This window comes from Aliiglaciecola lipolytica E3, from assembly GCF_000314975.1.
Taxonomy (GTDB): Bacteria; Pseudomonadota; Gammaproteobacteria; order Enterobacterales; family Alteromonadaceae; genus Aliiglaciecola; species Aliiglaciecola lipolytica.
The window spans coordinates 213,872-230,975 of the sequence record NZ_BAEN01000035.1 but is presented as its reverse complement, the minus strand read 5'-3'; the positions used below and the strand labels follow the sequence as shown (position 1 = coordinate 230,975).

The 17,104-nt window shown below is 40.7% G+C and carries 9 protein-coding genes and 1 pseudogene; 3 read left to right on the top strand and 7 right to left on the bottom strand.

The annotated features are described in order from the left end of the window. Positions 1-8: 8 nt before the first annotated feature. Entirely contained in the window at positions 9-1,673 is a 1,665-nt protein-coding gene (gene glnS / locus GLIP_RS08105; protein ID WP_008844124.1) for a glutamine--tRNA ligase, read from the bottom strand. A 189-nt stretch (positions 1,674-1,862) separates the two neighbouring features. Between glnS and GLIP_RS08100 the strand changes: the two genes are divergently transcribed. Then, complete coding sequence (locus GLIP_RS08100; protein WP_008844123.1) at positions 1,863-2,888, top strand: LacI family DNA-binding transcriptional regulator; 1,026 nt, start codon at positions 1,863-1,865, stop codon at positions 2,886-2,888. Between the two features lie 5 nt (positions 2,889-2,893). Here GLIP_RS08100 and GLIP_RS08095 read toward each other — a convergent pair whose 3' ends face one another. Beyond that, a complete protein-coding gene (locus GLIP_RS08095) occupies positions 2,894-4,777 on the bottom strand; it encodes a glycoside hydrolase family 13 protein (RefSeq protein ID WP_008844122.1) in 1,884 nt (627 codons plus the stop codon). Positions 4,778-4,976: 199 nt separating this feature from the next. On the opposite strand from GLIP_RS08095, the pseudogene GLIP_RS22480 reads away from it, so the two are divergent. Continuing rightward, a pseudogene (locus GLIP_RS22480) lies at positions 4,977-6,487 on the top strand (tryptophan halogenase family protein). Here GLIP_RS22480 and GLIP_RS22460 read toward each other — a convergent pair. The 3 genes from GLIP_RS22460 to GLIP_RS08080 are packed head-to-tail and all read right to left on the bottom strand — an operon-like array spanning position 6,458 to position 8,947. Further along, positions 6,458-6,610 (bottom strand): DUF5989 family protein, encoded by a 153-nt coding sequence (locus GLIP_RS22460; protein ID WP_008844121.1) that lies wholly within the window; start codon positions 6,608-6,610, stop codon positions 6,458-6,460. The pseudogene GLIP_RS22480 and the gene GLIP_RS22460 sit on opposite strands and share 30 nt — an antisense overlap. Beyond that, positions 6,610-7,017, bottom strand: a complete 408-nt coding sequence (locus tag GLIP_RS08085; RefSeq protein WP_008844120.1) for an SxtJ family membrane protein — start codon at positions 7,015-7,017, stop codon at positions 6,610-6,612. Before GLIP_RS08085 ends, GLIP_RS22460 begins: the two co-directional genes overlap by 1 nt. Positions 7,018-7,057: 40 nt before the next feature. After that, a complete protein-coding gene (locus GLIP_RS08080; protein WP_008844119.1) occupies positions 7,058-8,947 on the bottom strand; it encodes a carbamoyltransferase family protein in 1,890 nt (629 codons plus the stop codon). A gap of 264 nt (positions 8,948-9,211) precedes the next feature. On the opposite strand from GLIP_RS08080, the gene GLIP_RS08075 reads away from it, so the two are divergent. Beyond that, on the top strand, positions 9,212-10,819 hold the full coding sequence (locus GLIP_RS08075) for an SGNH/GDSL hydrolase family protein (RefSeq protein ID WP_052154952.1): 1,608 nt from the start codon (positions 9,212-9,214) through the stop codon (positions 10,817-10,819). Between the two features lie 5 nt (positions 10,820-10,824). Here the strand turns inward: GLIP_RS08075 and GLIP_RS08070 are convergent, their stop codons facing one another. Together GLIP_RS08070 and GLIP_RS08065 are read right to left on the bottom strand one after the other, a co-directional pair. Next, positions 10,825-12,675: a GSCFA domain-containing protein gene (locus GLIP_RS08070; protein WP_008844117.1), complete on the bottom strand. Its 1,851-nt coding sequence runs from the start codon at positions 12,673-12,675 to the stop codon at positions 10,825-10,827. Positions 12,676-12,778: 103 nt separating this feature from the next. Continuing rightward, on the bottom strand, positions 12,779-17,101 hold the full coding sequence (locus tag GLIP_RS08065; protein WP_040522406.1) for an alpha-1,6-glucosidase domain-containing protein: 4,323 nt from the start codon (positions 17,099-17,101) through the stop codon (positions 12,779-12,781). Positions 17,102-17,104: the final 3 nt, after the last annotated feature.

Below are 17,104 nucleotides of genomic sequence, written 5' to 3'. Positions count from 1 at the left end.
CTACATTATTATTCACCCATTTTCGCCCAAGTATCTCTTAATCCAACCGTACGATTAAACACTAAGTTTGAAGCGTCGCTATTTTTGTCTTTACAGAAATATCCTGTACGTTCAAATTGCACCGGCAGATTAACTTCAGCATTTTGTAAACTTGGTTCAACCCACCCGCTCTTCACAACTAGTGAATCAGGATTAATACTTTCAACAAAATTTTCTTCTGCGGCTGGATTAGGTACCGTAAACAAACGATCATAAAGCCTGATCTCTGCTGGCAATCCTTTGGTAGCACTAACCCAGTGAATGACTCCTTTCACTTTACGTCCATCAGCAGGATCTTTACCCAAAGTATCAGCATCGTAACTACAGAAAATGGTGGTAACGTCACCCGCTTCATTTTTCTCAATTCGTTCCGCTTTGATCACGTAAGCATTACGTAAACGAACTTCTTTGCCTAATACTAATCGTTTAAACTTTTTATTAGCTTCTTCTCTAAAGTCTTCAGCTTCAATCCAGATTTCACGCGTAAATGGCAGAATACGTGTACCTTTAGCCTCATCATTAGGATGATTAGCTGCGTTAAGCTCTTCGACTTGGTCTTGAGGGTAATTTTCAATAACGATTTTAACTGGATCTAACACTGCCATTGCGCGATTTGCATTTTCATTTAAATCGTCACGGATACAGGCTTCTAACATGCTCATTTCAACCATGTTATCCATTTTCGTAACGCCAATGCGTTTACAAAATTCACGCACTGAACCTGGGGTGTATCCTCTTCTTCGCAAACCAGCAATGGTAGGCATTCGAGGATCATCCCAACCTTCAACAAACTTTTCGTCTACCAATTGAATCAATTTGCGTTTACTAAGCACAGTATATTCAAGGTTGAGCCTTGAGAATTCGTATTGACGAGGTTGTGATTCAATATCGATATTGTCGATAACCCAATCATACAAGCGACGGTTATCTTGAAACTCTAATGTACATAGAGAATGTGTAATCCCCTCAATTGCATCAGAAATACAATGGGTAAAATCATACATTGGATATACACACCATTTATCGCCTGTTTGATGGTGATGAGCAAATTTAACGCGATAAATGACAGGATCACGCATACACATAAATGCAGAAGTCATATCAATCTTAGCACGTAAGACACAATGCCCTTCGGTGTACTCACCAGCGGTCATTTTGTTAAATTCAGCTATATTCTGCTCCACTGACGTATCGCGATAAGGACTGTTTTGGCCCGGTTGCGTCAAGGTTCCGCGCATTTCACGCATCGCTTCTTGAGTAGAGAAATCGACATAAGCCAATCCTTTCTCTATCAATTGTTTTGCATACGCATGTAACTGATCAAAATAATTTGATGAATAGCGCGCTTCACCTTCCCATTCAAACCCTAACCACTGCACATCATTTTTTATGGAGTTGACGAAGTCGATATCTTCTTTATCAGGATTGGTATCATCAAATCTAAGATTACACGTACCTTGATAATCTTGTGCTATACCAAAATTAAGACAAATCGATTTCGCATGGCCAATATGTAAATATCCATTGGGTTCTGGTGGAAAACGCGTATGTATTCGTTGATGTAGACCTGCTTGCAAGTCTTTATCAATAATTTGACGTATAAAGTTGGTCGGACGAATGTCTGTCTCGGCCATTAATTAAATCCCCTGTAACACGTGTATCTGAAACGAAAAAAGAACGCATTATAGCACTTTGCTCTCGCGGCAAAATGCTTTTAAGCAAATAAAATTATAAAGATTTAAGTCTAAAGCTCGTGTATAAACGTAAGAAAAGTAAGTTCTTTGTCTAAACAAAATCGTTATATAAGCAGTAAAGCCATCATTATGAAAGTAAAAGCGACATCATTTGATATTGCCCACTTAGCCGGAGTGTCTCAATCAACCGTGTCCAGAGCCTTAAGAGACAGCCCTCTGGTTAATCAGGAAACCCGTGATAGAGTCAAAGCAATTGCGGCTGAATTAAATTACAAAGTTGATAAAAATGCGAGTAATTTACGCCAACAACAAAGTAGAACATTAGCCCTCTTGTTGTTTGAAGACTTAACCACAGACGACTCGCTAATAAATCCGTTTTTTTTATCGATGATAGGCAGTATCACCAAAGCCAGTTCTTTAGCGGGATACGATTTGCTAATTTCATTTCAAAATATGAGTGATGATTGGCATGCCGAATTTGAAGATACCAACAAAGCTGATGGCATAATTTTGCTCGGCTACGGTGACTTTGTTGATTATCAGGACAAATTATCCCAATTGGAAGAACAACAAACCCACTTTGTGAGATGGGGAGCGGAAGACAAAAATCATCCGGGCTTATCAATTGGTTGTGATAATTTCCAAGGTGGATTCGATATTACTCAGCATTTAATTAGTACCGGTCGTAAAACCTTTGCTTTCGTAGGGGGAGCTGATGACCATGCGCCTGAATTTCAAGCGCGTTATTTAGGTCATTGCAAAGCCATTTCAGAAGCAGGGCTTAAAATTAATAAGCATTACCAAGTGGAAGCATTTTCCACCGAAAATTCAGGCTATGACGCTGCCAAATCCTTGATAAGCCAACACGCTGAGATTGATGCAATTTGCTGTGCAAGCGATTTAATCGCGATAGGCGTAATGCAAGCATGTAAAGATCTTGGCAAGCGAATCCCTGACGATATAGCGGTTGTGGGTTACGACAACATTCCTGTTTCGCGCTTCACAAATCCAGCGTTAACCACTGTTGCACAAGATACTATTCGTGCCGGTGAATTGCTTGTTACAAGTTTGCTGGCATTGATAAATGGTGAACAAATCACCCACCAATCGATGCAAGTTGAAGTTGTACAACGCCAATCTTGTGGTCATAAATAATCATATTATCGAAGTTCTAATATTGTTGCACTCATCGACTCAAGCTTAACTTTGTCAGTGAGTGCAACTTCAGTTTTGCGCAAAATATCCGTTCCTTGTTTTGCATTACCAAGCATTTCTGAAAAACGACCTAGCGATAACTCCATGGACTTGTCATTTTTGTTTAAAATCACCATGACCGTTTGTTTTTGCGTATAGCGAAAATAGACATAAACACCATTTTGCGGCGCATAGTGTTTTAATTTACCTTCGGTGATCGCTGAACTTGTTTTACGCCAGTTAAGCAGTGTTTTAAATAATGTTTGTATTTCTAATTGCGACTTAGTCAATCCAACTCGGGTAAACGCATTGACCTTATCTCCTTGCCAACCACCGGGAAAATCAGAGCGAATGACACCATGGTCATCTGTGCCTCGATTCGCCATTAATACTTCGGTACCATAAAAAACCTGAGGAATCCCTCTGGTTGTTAATATGTATGTCATCGCCATTTTAAACAGTGCTTCGTTCTCGTTTAATTGAGAATAAATTCGGCTCATGTCATGGTTGTCTGCAAAAACCACTAAGTTATACGGATCGCCATATAGAAAATCATTGGTCAATGTTTCGTATAATTTTAATAGCCCCGTTGACCATGTTTCGAGACCTGTAAGTGCTTTAATCAAGTTTGCTTGCGTAGGGAAATCCATAACGCTGGGTAACCATGATTGATAATCGCTATGACGCTCACTACCTTGCTGCCAAAAAGAAACGATAGCGGGATTGACCGACCACTCTTCGCCGACAATATTCAAATTTGGATATTCAAGCATCACTCTTTTTGTCCAGTCTGACAAAAATGCCATGTCAGAGTATGAATAGGTATCCACTCTTAAACCTGATAAGTTTGCATACTCAATCCACCAAATCGAATTTTGAATTAGATAATTGGCAAGCAATGGATTTTTTTGATTTAAATCTGGCATGGTCGGCACAAACCAACCGTCATTAAAACCTGTTACATCGCTTTCAACGGCGTGAGGATCGTGTAACGCTTCGCGACGATGGCTAGTTGGTGAAAATTTTCCATCGTTGTTTATCCAATCTTGACTAGGTTTATCATTCATCCACCAATGTTCAGAACCGATATGATTTAGTATCACATCTTGAATGATGCCAATTCCTCGTTTTGCTGCACGTTGAGACAACTCAGCATATAACGCATTAGATCCGAAGCGTGGATCAACTTGATAATAATCTGTGGTTGAATAACCATGATAAGAATAGTTTGGCATGTCATTGAGCATGATTGGCATGGTCCAAATCTGGGTAAATCCCATGTCTTCAATGTAATCTAAATTCGCAAGAATGCCCTGCAAGTCACCGCCATGTCGGCCTCCTACTTTGTTTCTATTCTGCTGTTCTTTTAATGTTGTTATTGAATCGTTGTTTGGATCGCCGTTGGCAAACCTGTCAGGCGTTATTAAATAAATTACGTCTTTACTGCCAAACCCTTCACGCTTAGCAGAATTTGCTTTTCGTGACTTGAGTTGATACTGGAAACTTGTCAGTAACCTATTTTCCGCAAAGAACTGAATATCAAACCTTCCCGCTTCGGTGTTTTTGGCTATGCTGAGGTTAATGAATAGGTAGTTAGGGTTATCTGTACGCTCAACGCTTTTCACACTAATCCCAGGATATTGAATTTGCGGACGTGTTAAGCCAAGATTGTCACCATGAACGAGTATTTGTAATTCAGGGTGATGCATTCCAACCCACCAAAATGCCGGCTCTAAATGCTCAATCAAATCCGTTTTTTTGGTCTCGGCAGCATGAGCATCCGACTGGCCAGTTAAAAACTCGAATACCATTAACGTGTAGAATAAAGCAAAACTCAAGCGTTTAATCATAAATAGTCCTTGAATACATATACTTGGAAGCTGATTGTTTCCATTTTCGTATGTATCATTTTTCCGAGCTCTGATATTAATCCCAGTAGATATTGTTAACAAATTGTTGCATACGTATTCAGCATAACTTCTTATTTCGCTAGCGCTTGCACGCTTTGTTAATCGTTGCAGCAGTGATAGCATTCTTTTTGTGATTTAGATGCAACTTGGCAAATGTAAAATAGTGAATAAATCTATAATAATTTTAGGTGGCGGAACGGCCGGTTGGATGTGCGCCAATTTACTACAGCACGCATTAGGTAAGTTCGGATTTAATATTACCCTGATCGAATCACCTGAAATCGGCATTATTGGTGTAGGGGAAGGTTCGACGCCCCACCTGCGTAATTTTTTTAGTATTTTGGGAATTTCAGAATCTCAATGGATGCCTAAATGTAATGCCACTTATAAAAACGGAATCAGTTTCGATGGTTGGTCACAACAGCAAGGATACGATAATTATTTCCACCCTTTTCCTTCTTTGCCTGACCGACAAACAGCAGGTGGCTTTTTAATTAATTGCCACCTTAGACGCCAAGGTCATCAGGTCGACAGTCACCCTAACCAGTACTTTCTTGCGGCACATTTATCAAAAAATAATTTGAGTCCTAAACCTAAGGGTCATTCTCCTATTAGAATAAATTATGGCTATCATTTTGATTCAGCCCTACTTGGGAGTTTTCTTAAAGATTTCGCGATAAAACAAGGTGTGACTCATGTAACAGCTAAAATTGAACATGTTGAACAACATTTAAGTGGTGATATTGCGCACCTTATGTCCGATCAGGGTGAAACGTTTAGTGCCAACTGGTTTGTTGATTGTTCAGGATTTACTAGCAAACTTTTACAACAGACTCTAAAGAGTTTACAAGTAACTTGTTTAACAATGCCGCAGTAGCCATGCCTAGCAAGCAAAGTGAAGTAATCGCCGTGCAAACCAAAGCCTCCGCATTATCCAATGGCTGGAAATGGCAAATACCACTCACTAACCGCATCGGTAACGGCTACGTGTATAGTAACGACTATATCAACAGCGAACAGGCAGAAACAGAACTCAGACGTAATTTAGGTTTACTTGATAGTGATATACAAGCGAAGCATTTGAAAATGCGGGTTGGACAAGTAAGCGAACATTGGCATAAAAACTGTCTTGCTGTGGGCTTATCACAAGGTTTTATTGAGCCTTTAGAAGCCACTGCCCTGCATTTAGTACAAGACACCATTGAAAGCTTTATATCGGCTTTTGAAGCAGGCAGATTTACAACCCAACATCAACACGAATTTAATCAACGGATTAGCGCTAAATTCGAGGGAATTCGTGACTATATTGTCTGTCATTACAAAGTTAGCTCCCGCACCGACAGTCAATATTGGCTGGACAACGCAGAAAATAACCACCTATCCGATTCATTACAATTAATTTTAGACTGTTGGGATAAAGGTGCTGATTTAAGTCAAGAAATTCAACGGCAGAATATTCAGCATTATTATCCAGCTGTCTCTTGGCATTGTTTGCTTGCAGGCTACGGTCGTTTTGGAAATTTAGGCGCAGTTAATGCGCCTAGCCATGAAGTGAATACTCAAGAAATTAGCCGCTACATTAAGCAATGTGCAAACCAATTTTTAACTCACAATAAAGCATTAGAACAAAGTATAAATAAAAGTCGCTAATGAAGATTGTTGTGTTGCCACAACCAGTGCACCCAATAAAGCCAACACTAAAATAATCGGCATTAACCATATTTTTTTACGGACTCTTAAAAAAGCCCATAAATCTTGTAGAAACTCGACCACTAAAATGGCTCCTCTAAATTTTTTGCTGTTTTGCCATCATGGCTTTTTTGCCAAAAGCTTTTATTTTTATCCGGCTTTGTTTGATATTGAAGCTTTCCAAATAACCGCAGCACTAGTCCAATTGGCAAAATTAAAGCAAAAAATGCTAAGCCTAAAATCAGACGGGTGTTTACCCAACCCAAAACGCCTGCGATCGCCATCCACCCACGATAAGGGAAATACAAACCTTTTGGATAAACAAAATATAAAATAGCCAAACAGCCTGAAAAAGCGGCTGGCCACCAAGGTATTGAACGCTCGAATACCCACGGCAAAAATAACATAAATACCAATGGAAAAACCCACATCATAGTCACAGAGAACTCTCTTAAGCCGTGAATGTCTTTTCTTTTTAGCAATTTAAGCATGGTCAAGAACCTGAGTATTCAATACAAAAAGCCTCTAAATTTAATCTTTTGCAAACGTTATTTTTTTCGCATTTTGAATATGCTTTTGCTGTTGTTGTGATTTATATAACACGCAATTTTCAATCACTAACATATCCATATCGGTAGCCCAAAAACATCTCAACGCATCGGCGGGTGTGCAAACTGGCGGTTCTCCTCGTACATTAAACGACGTATTGATCAGCACAGATGTGCCTGTTAGCGCTTTAAATTGGCTGATTAATTTATGCAATCGTGGATTCGTTTGTTGTTCTACGGTTTGTACCCTAGCGGAATAATCTACATGGGTCACAGCCGGAATAGTAGAGCGTGCTTGATTTAATTTGTCTAAACCGAAAGTGTTGGACTGCCCTTGTTGAATGCGAATATCTTTTTTGACCTGAGCAACCAACAACATGTATGGACTTGCCACCTCAAGGTCAAAATAGTCATCCACATCTTCAAACAAAACAACGGGGGCAAATGGCCTAAACGATTCCCGTTGTTTAATTTTCAAATTCATGACACTTTGCATAGTCTGATTGCGCGGATCACCCAAAATAGATCGGTTTCCTAAGGCCCTTGGGCCAAATTCCATCGCCCCCTGGAACCAACCTATCACATTCCCCTGATCTAGTTTTTTGGCAACCAAATCAAATAAATTTTCATCAGTACATTGCTCGAAAGAGATATTTTCTTGCTGTAGATAGGATTGTACGTCTTTATCGTCAAACTTCGGACCTAAATAAGTCCCAGACATGCCATCTAGATTAGGGCTAACTTTACGAGGTTCGTCAAAATACTCATGATAGGCAATTAAGCCACATCCAAGTGCACCGCCCGCATCACCAGCGGCTGGTTGAATCCAAATCTGCTTGAAAGGCCCTTCACGCAAAATACGACCATTCGCCACACAATTGAGTGCAACCCCTCCCGCTAAACACAGGTTTTCACACTTCGTTTGCGCATAGGCGTAATGTGCGATTTTTAATACAATTTTTTCCGTTACTTCTTGGATAGAACGGGCTAAATCCATTTCTTTTTGGGTAATCTGAGTATCAGCGTCTTTTGCAGGGCCGCCAAATAAGGCATCAAACTTAGCGTTTGTCATGCGCTCACCTGCTGGATAATCAAAATACGTCATATTTAAGGCGAAGCTACCATCTTCATTTACTTCAACTAAATGCTCTAAGATTTGCTCGACATATTTAGGCTCACCATAGGGTGCTAACCCCATGAGTTTGTATTCTCCAGAATTGACCTTAAAACCACAATAATAGGTAAACGCTGAATATAGGAGTCCTAATGAGTGGGGAAATTGAATTTCCCACAAGGGTTTTAAACTTGCGTTTTCCCCTAACCAAGCTGAAGACGTGGCCCACTCTCCCACACCATCTAGACATAACACCACAGCCTTATCAAAAGGACTAGGGTAGAACGCCGAAGCTGCATGAGAGTGATGATGTTCACTAAAGAGTAATTGCGGTAATTTAGGGCGTTTTTCTTGCTTTCTTTCGTACCCTATTGTCGTAGCATTTACTTCACTACGTCGTGCAAAGATTAAATCTCGTAACTCCTGTCGTAGCACGCTTTTTAAATACAGCTTTTCTTTCAACCAAATTGGCATAGCGTTTAAAAACGATAAGAATCCTCGTGGAGCGTGAGCTAAATAGGTTTCTAACAAACGCTCAAATTTAAGCATAGGTTTGTCATAAAATATTATCGCGTCTAGCTCTTCTAATTGGCAATTCGCTGTCTTTAAGCAAAACTGAATAGCGAGTTTTGGAAAACTTGGATCGTGCTTAATACGAGTAAAACGTTCTTCTTGCGCAGCAGCAATGACTTTACCATCAATAATCAGTGCAGCCGCACTGTCGTGATAGTAAGCAGATATACCAAGAATTCGTTTCATTAAGTGACGACATCCTAACGTTTAAAATTAAAAACAATCCAGTTGAATCGATTCTAACAAATAAGTCATTAAACCGTTAAACAGCCTAAAAATCAGTATTTTTAATCAATGAATACGAATGCAAACTTGAACGCATGGTAGCCTTACTATAGGTTAACAAGGTTGTATTTTGATTGTTTCAAAAGGTGAAAAATGAAGGTTTGGCTGTTTAGAATAATTGCGCTGTGTATCCCAATTCTATTTTTCGTCATATTGGAGTATTCGTTGAGACTAGCCAATTACGGCCAAAGCTATCCTTTGTTCATCGAAAACCCCGCAGATACTGCCTATAAACTGCCTCGTCCTGATATTGTAAAACGCTATTTCCCCAGGAATGGAGATGTTCCTTCTGTCAGTATTGAAGCTAACTTTTTCCGTGCTCAAAAACCGCAAAATGGTATAAGGTTTGTCGTTCAAGGTGGCTCAACCGCTGCCGGATTCCCGTATGGTTTTGGTGCATCCATTGCCGGTATGTTAGATCCACGACTAAAACAAACCTTTCCTAACCATTATGTTGAAACCGTTAATACCTCATTAGCGGCTGTAAATTCTTATACTAATCTTGATATGGTTGATGAAATTATCGAGCAGCAACCAGATGCCGTGCTTATTTACATGGGCCACAATGAATTTTTAGGCATTTTAGGTGTTGGCTCAAATTATACTGCCGCAAATTCTCGGTCATCGACTCTACTATTCTTAACCCTTAAAAATTTGCGTATCTTCCAATTAATGCAAAATATTTATCACGACGTTAAACATACTGATCGTGATGAAACCTCAAATAGCCAACAAGGTCATTCGAATACTTTTATGGCCAAAGTTGCAAAACATAAATCTATTCCGTTCGAATCTGATTTATACCATGCAGGACTCGACCAGTTCTCTGGTAATTTAGACCTCATATTGGAAAAATATCGCTGGGCAAACATACCTGTCTTTATCTCGACATTAACCAGTAATCTATTAGATCAAGCCCCATTTTCCAGTGCTCCCATGCCAGAGAATATTCGCTTGTCACTCGAGCAGCTTATCGAAAGTATTAAGCAGGGAAAACAAGTTCAACAACGTCTGTTACAAGTGTCAAAAACAGTGGAAGAAAGTCAAAATGCCTTTGCTAATTTCCAGCTCGGCCGGATTTTTTATTCTCTGAATGACGCAAAAAACGCTAAAAAACATTTATTACTTGCCAAAGATCATGACCTTCTGCGATTTAGAGCCCCCGAAGCGATAAACAAAATAATACTCGCCAAAGCGTTAAAATATGACGCCGTTATCATTGATGCCCAGAAAAGATTTGAACTGCGCTCAAAACACGGCATCGTTGGCAACAATCTCATGTTGGAACATTTGCATCCCAATGTAGAGGGGTACTTCTTATTGTCTGATGCTTTTTATCAAGGCATAAAAAACGCGAAAATATTTTCCGAGTGGCAAAATGTCGAACCTCAACAAGCATGGCAACAAAAGTTATTATTACCCGCCGAAGAGTATTTTGGATTCGCTAAAATACTGCAATTAAAAACGGATTTTCCATTTGTTAAAAATCGTACACAGTTAACACTTCCTGCGCCACAAAATTGGGAGCAACAATTAGGACTTGATCTATTTGAAAAGAAAAATGACTGGCTGAACATGGTTCAAAAAAGCCAGCAAGGTTATATGAATGAAAATAACATACAACAATTACTCAAAACCCAACTCATAATTGCAGATGCCCTTCCCTACAATTTCGAAGCAAATAATAAAGCAGCTGAATTACTTGAAACATTAGGACAAAAAAAGCGCGCTTCAACATATCATCAGCGGCAAAAATGGGCGTTACAAAATTGATAACTTCATTGATTTTGCTGCGACACTTTCAACTGCGAGACTAAATGCAAAAACCGGTCAACATCCGGATGATTAGGCGCAATTCGTTTCACTGCATTCAATTGGTTAAGACTTTTTTCAGGCTGTTGAGTTAAATAATAATTCTGCGCTAACGATAATCTGGCTTGAATATTATTCGGCTCTAGATTAATTGCTCGATGTAAATGGTGAATTGACAGAGGAAGGTCATTTTTCCGTTTAAATAACATACCTGCAATGAAGGTTAGTTGTGGGTTATTAGGAATTGCATCTGCCATTAATCCTGCAACTAAGGCTGCCTGCTCAACGTTGTTTTGTTGTTGATAACCTTCAAACAGCGTTTGATTCACTGACAACCAATCTTTGCCCTTAACGCGCTCAACCAAAGCTTGATTTTCCAATGAATTGGCAGAGGGTAATTCGACTTTTATAGGACTTAAAGTAAACGGATAATCAGCCACAAGGTTAGCGATTTTAAATTCTCCATAAGCAGCATCTGCTAAACTAACAGGCTGCGATGCCCAGCTATCTTGTATATATAAATTTGTCAGGCCAGGAAGTAAGTTGTTATCAAGCAACGCTTGCAAATAAGCGGTCGATAAAACGAAATACCCACGGACTGTGGGATGCAAATGTTCCAACATGTGCTGGTTTCCTATGATCCCATTCTCGCTGTCTTTTGCGAACGCGTCTTGCACACTGGCCAAATAAACACCTTGCTGTTGGCTCAACTGAGCAATTACCCGATTAAATTCTGAAGGTGCTCGAAAACGCAAAGCGTCAAAGTCTGTTGCTTGCACAAACGCGGATTGTGCTAATTTAAATTGTTTATTTTTAAGTAAGTTTTGGCCCAATAAAAAATTGCGCCCTGCCAGCTTATCAGCAGGTCCCGCCTTGATATCTTTTTGGAGCTTAATGATATTGCTCTGCCATTGTGAAAAAGGGGCATTTTCAATTTCCTGTAGCATGCTAGGACTGACATCGTTTAACGCACTAAAAGGAATTAAATCTTTTTGGTTACTGACCAAATCGCCAAGTATGACTGGAATATTCGCGTGACGATATTTATCCAGAATCAGCTCCATATTGCCTTCAAACTGCTCAATTCCTAACTGATACGCTTCACTATTGAATGGAATATTTTTGTTTTTTGCCATCTGAGCCATCAAGGTACGATCATCAAGCTGTGATGTATCTTTTTCCTCTGCGTCTTGCGTAAATAAAGCATAATAAATGGATTCAACTAAGCGATATATTTTTAGATCCTTGAACTTTAAATATACTAGGTTTGCTGCCCTTCCTCCTCGTGAAGCATAGGCCGAACCTACTCCCATAATGCCTAAATATTCATTATGTCCTGCATAAATTAGAACTATGTCAGGTTTAATCGCAATAATTTCATCTACAAAATCCAACAAGGTGTAAGAGTTTACCGACGCCATTGCCGTGTTGATGACTTCGATGTGTTTTTCTGGATATAAACGCTTAAATTGTTGCTGCAGCATTCCAGATAATGAGCCCCATCTCCCATAGGGAAATCCTGCGGCGGTCGATCCCCCTTGCACAACTATACGTAAGGTGTCTTTAGGAGGCTGTTGCAAAAAGTATTGACTATCAGGACTTACATTGGGTGCCATTTCAGCAGATGGAAAAAAACGCTGAACAACGTCCAGATTAGGTTTCATGTAGCCCGGCATTTCATCGGCTTGAATAAATAATTCAGGTTCCGGATGATAATTTATCGCACGCAGTCCCCATTCAAGCCCCAATAAAACAACTAAAGGTATTGTTAGTGCAATGAAATAGAAACTAAGTTTTCTATAGGGATGTTTAAACATAGGTGAAATCAACGTTTACGATGATGGTTATTAAATTGTGGCTACGACTGTAGCACAAATAAAAAAGCCGCTCTAAAAGAGCGGCTAAGTTCAAGATATTAAATTATTCAACTGCAGTAACTGTGACTTCCGCCTCATTCGGGTTTGGTCCGGTTACTTTGAATTCATACGTTCCCGTAGCAGGAATATCTAACAGTAAATTACTACCATTTTGTACCATGCCAACAGGAGTATCTAATTCGGCAGTCACGCCATCTTCGGCTCCACCAAGGTTAAAGGTAGACCAATCAGCTGAGGCAACTTTGAATTCGTAACTTCCAGCATCGATACTAATTTGCGTCGAATACTCTCCACCACCATCATAGTTAACTTCATCTACCTCTCCCCAACCGTTCATTCCGCCACGAATAAACACGGGAGTATCGCCAAAGAACTGGGCGGAGAACACAGAAACTGTAGGTTCATCTAGATTGCCCGCATTGAAGATAAAGCTATACTCACCATCAGTCGCAATATCGATGGCTAGATTACCGCCTCCGGAGGTCACAAACTTCTCTTCACCTACCGAGATTGAATTATCCGCATCTGCGCTACCATAATCGACAGTCGACCAGTCAGCTGAAGCCACTTTGAACTCGTAAGAACCGGCAGTCACGTCTAATTTAGCTGTGTATATGCCTCCCACTTCATATGACATTGGATCCGCTTCACCCCAGCCATTCATACCGCCGCGTACGAATACTGTTGTACCAAAGAAAGGTTCTTCGTTGTCTACACTAAATATCGGCGCTTCTGTATCACTTGCGTCGATCACAAACTTCAGGGTTGCATCTTCAGTAAGGGTTAATTGTAGATTTGAACCGCCTCTGCTTAAGGTTTTCTCTTCGTCCAATACAACCACTTGATCTGCAGAGCCAAAGTCAACTGTCGACCAATCTGCTGAAGCCACTTTAAACTCATATGAACCAGCGGATACTTCGATAACCGCTTCGTAAATGCCATCACCGGCATATTCCATCGCGTTGCTTTCACCCCAATCGTTAAAGCCACCACGTACAAATACTGTGGTACTTCCGTAAGGCACTACATCGGGCGCACCAGACGTTGCATACGCTGATAGACCTTCACCTTGTGCTCCCATTTGAGGTTTCACAAACACAGCCGTTGTTAGTGCAGGCACAGTGAATGTCCCCTCGCCTTCACCGGCAGTGAAATAAGCCCCTCTAACGACCGGATCGGTAGAAGACATTTGAGTACTATGTAATTCAAAACCTGCTGCAGTTGGTACTGAATGGCTCTGTTCTTCATAGCTTGTGTTGATCACGACAACCAATGCATCAAGCATCGGATCCAAATCCGCTCTAGGCATTTCAGCATCCGCTGAGACACCATCATCGATACTCATCACTATTAAACCATTAGTTTGACGGCGACCAATGTTATGGAAACCTAAGCGGTCAATAATCTGCTCAGCAGTAGTCAGTCGAAACAACGGACTAGCCGTACGTATTAACAGCATTTCATCAAAAATAGCTGAAGCGAATTCGATTTCAGTCATGCTTGCTGCGCGCTCAGGTGCAGTGAAATAAGCATGAATCAATTCCCAGTTACCTTGATTATCTTGCGCTAGTGGCAATCCAACATTCCAATTATTGGTCTGCATAGTAAAATCAACGTAATTAAACCAATCACCTGCATCATAGGTATTACGATCCATTGATTTTGAGCGTAAGAAATCCCCGCCCATCTGCAAGAAAGGAATACCTTGTGACATTAATGGTATGGTTGCACCGACGTTTTGAGCACGTACGCGCTGCGCTAAAGTAAGATCTACCGGCAACGTGTATTGGAATTGATCCCACAAGGATTCATTATCATGTTTTGACACGTAGTTAATGATATCCGCAGGATCTTGGGCATAACCACCAATACTACTCGTAGTTGAAGCAACACCGTTAAAATCCTCTAAAACATAATCAGTTAACGTTCCAGCCAACGACATTTTCACACGATCCTGATCGCTCATTGATGCATTGCTGGCTTCACGAGCAAAGATATTACCCTGACGCACCGCTTCGCGAATTCGGTCATTGAATGTACCGATTTCGGTGCCTGCCATATTGGACTGATTTGCTTGCTCGTAGCCTCGGTCTTCTTTTGTCCAACCTTCACCATAGAAATAGGTATCTTCATCAACAGCTTTAACTGCTTCAAATAAACGCACCATTGAATCTTTTGTTGCCTGACTCATGATATCGAAACGGAATGAATCAAATTTATATTCAGATGCCCACAACGTAAGCGAATCTTTCATTAATTTTTCCATCATCACATTACGTGGTTCAGTATCATCGCAACAGGTTTCGCGAATAATTGCACCAGTATCAACTGCATATCTGTGATAGTAACCGGGTACCACTTTATCCAGCACTGACTTAGTACTTAATTCGGATGCATTGGTATGGTTGTAAACAACGTCAAGTGCAACTCGCAGCCCTAAACCATGCAAAGCCATATTCATTGCACGCATTTCTTTAATTCGCGCGACACCTTCAGCATCAGAAGAATAACTTCCTTCAGGAGCATTGAAATGGAATGGATCGTAACCCCAATTAAATTGGTCATGGTTACGCATTGCTTGCAACAACTCTTGAGCTTTAACCTCTTCACCAACACCATAGCTTTGATACAAGGCTAACAGGGTCATATCATCACTAATAGAGTTGTCCTGACAAATATCGTCATTTGCATTCAATTTACAAAGATCAGCAAATGTGCTGTTTAAATCAACCACTTTACTGGTATCTTCTTCGATTGAAGCTATATCGTTAGCAGGTAGAATATGAAAGTGAGTAACACCTGTTTCTGCTAATTTACGCAGATGTTCTACAGGCACACTACCGTCTTCTGTAAAGGCAAGATACTTCCCACGATTCGCTGCTGAGGTACTTTCATCGCGCACACTAAAATCACGTATGTGACCTTCGTAAATCACTGCGTCTTCAAAATTTTCGATAGTAGGTATATCGTGTGAATCCCAACCTTCAGGTTTAAGATCTTCATCCATTAGATTCACAAACTGTGAGAATCGACTGTTAGTGGAAAGACTAACAGAATACGGGTCTGTCACATTTAGAACCTGTATACCATCTGCCTTAGGATGATAAACCGTTACTTCAAAACGATACAATTGACGGTCTAGTTCCATACCCCCAGTGTAAGACCAAACACCAGAATCGGCATTGACTGTCATAGGAATAGTAGACGCTAACGTTTTGTCAGTATTGTAAAGTTTAAGCTGCACATTTTGCGCGGTTGGTGCCCAAACAGCTGCAGTGATAGAATCGCCATCATAGATAGGACCCAGCATAGCTTCATCGGCATCATCTTCACCTGTGGTATAGACTTGGTCAATCGCATTGGCCATTTGAATGCCTGTGGCAGCGACTAATAAACCATCTGCGTTATATCCCGCTAAAACGGCTTGCGTTTTAAACACGGCTTTCGCGTCGTCTACAGTCCAATCACCATAAAAGGCAGTTAAACCAGAAAGATGAGGCGCAATCGCCATTTGTTCATCAGTTAGGTCGGTTTCCATTAAATCTAAAGCAGTACCATTAAGTCCGTCTTCTAAAGAAGCGACCAAATCAGCGTCGGCAGAATAATGTAATTTAACCGTAGCAACTGCATCACCCGCATCCCAGAGCAACGTATTCATATCTAACCAATGTGCTGCTTGTCCTTCAATTTTAACTGGCTGTGGACCGAGAGAAACAATTGGGAATTCAAATACGGTTTCTTCGCCTGAAAAGGTAAAGTTCATACGAGCGAAATCAGGGTCATCTTGAGACAGTGGCATTCTTTTGTCACCACCGCCCATTTCTTTTCCAGCATCGTCAGTGCCAATGTGGATAATGAAATTTCCGCAAGCTCCCGGAGTACCTGCATAACCTGCAATTAAATCAACAATCCAGTAAGCGCCATAGTTTGGATCAACACCATCATGTACTCGACCGTTTGCCCAATCTGTATCTGAGTCGGCGTAAGCGCTACATGCATCGTTATTCCATGTATGCAAACGATAACCTTCATAAGACGGGTCATTTGAGGAGTTATCCGCTCCCACTGCCGCGCGGTTGTAATACAACACGGCTTGATCAGCGGTTGGTGTGACGACAGGTGCAGGAGCCGTAGGATCAGCGCCTACTACACAGGCATCATTGGTTTCATTTGGTACTGTAGGCGCATCACATTGAATTGGAGGCGGCGCCACACATTCAGTTCCTGTTGAATTCGGCACATTAGGTACACTACAGGTTAACAATTTATTGTTACCAGATTTCACGTCTGCGCCACCGCAACCGGCAAGTACCAGTGCGATAGTAACAAGCATCATTTTTAATAATGCTCTTGGATAATTAAACATAGG

Coding starts and splice junctions, on each gene's coding strand:
- glnS (WP_008844124.1), bottom strand. CDS start 1,673: ATGGCCGAGACAGACATTCGTCCGACCAACTTTATACGTCAAATTATT.
- GLIP_RS08100 (WP_008844123.1), top strand. CDS start 1,863: ATGAAAGTAAAAGCGACATCATTTGATATTGCCCACTTAGCCGGAGTG.
- GLIP_RS08095 (WP_008844122.1), bottom strand. CDS start 4,777: ATGATTAAACGCTTGAGTTTTGCTTTATTCTACACGTTAATGGTATTC.
- GLIP_RS08085 (WP_008844120.1), bottom strand. CDS start 7,017: ATGCTTAAATTGCTAAAAAGAAAAGACATTCACGGCTTAAGAGAGTTC.
- GLIP_RS08080 (WP_008844119.1), bottom strand. CDS start 8,947: ATGAAACGAATTCTTGGTATATCTGCTTACTATCACGACAGTGCGGCT.
- GLIP_RS08070 (WP_008844117.1), bottom strand. CDS start 12,675: ATGTTTAAACATCCCTATAGAAAACTTAGTTTCTATTTCATTGCACTA.
- GLIP_RS08065 (WP_040522406.1), bottom strand. CDS start 17,101: ATGTTTAATTATCCAAGAGCATTATTAAAAATGATGCTTGTTACTATC.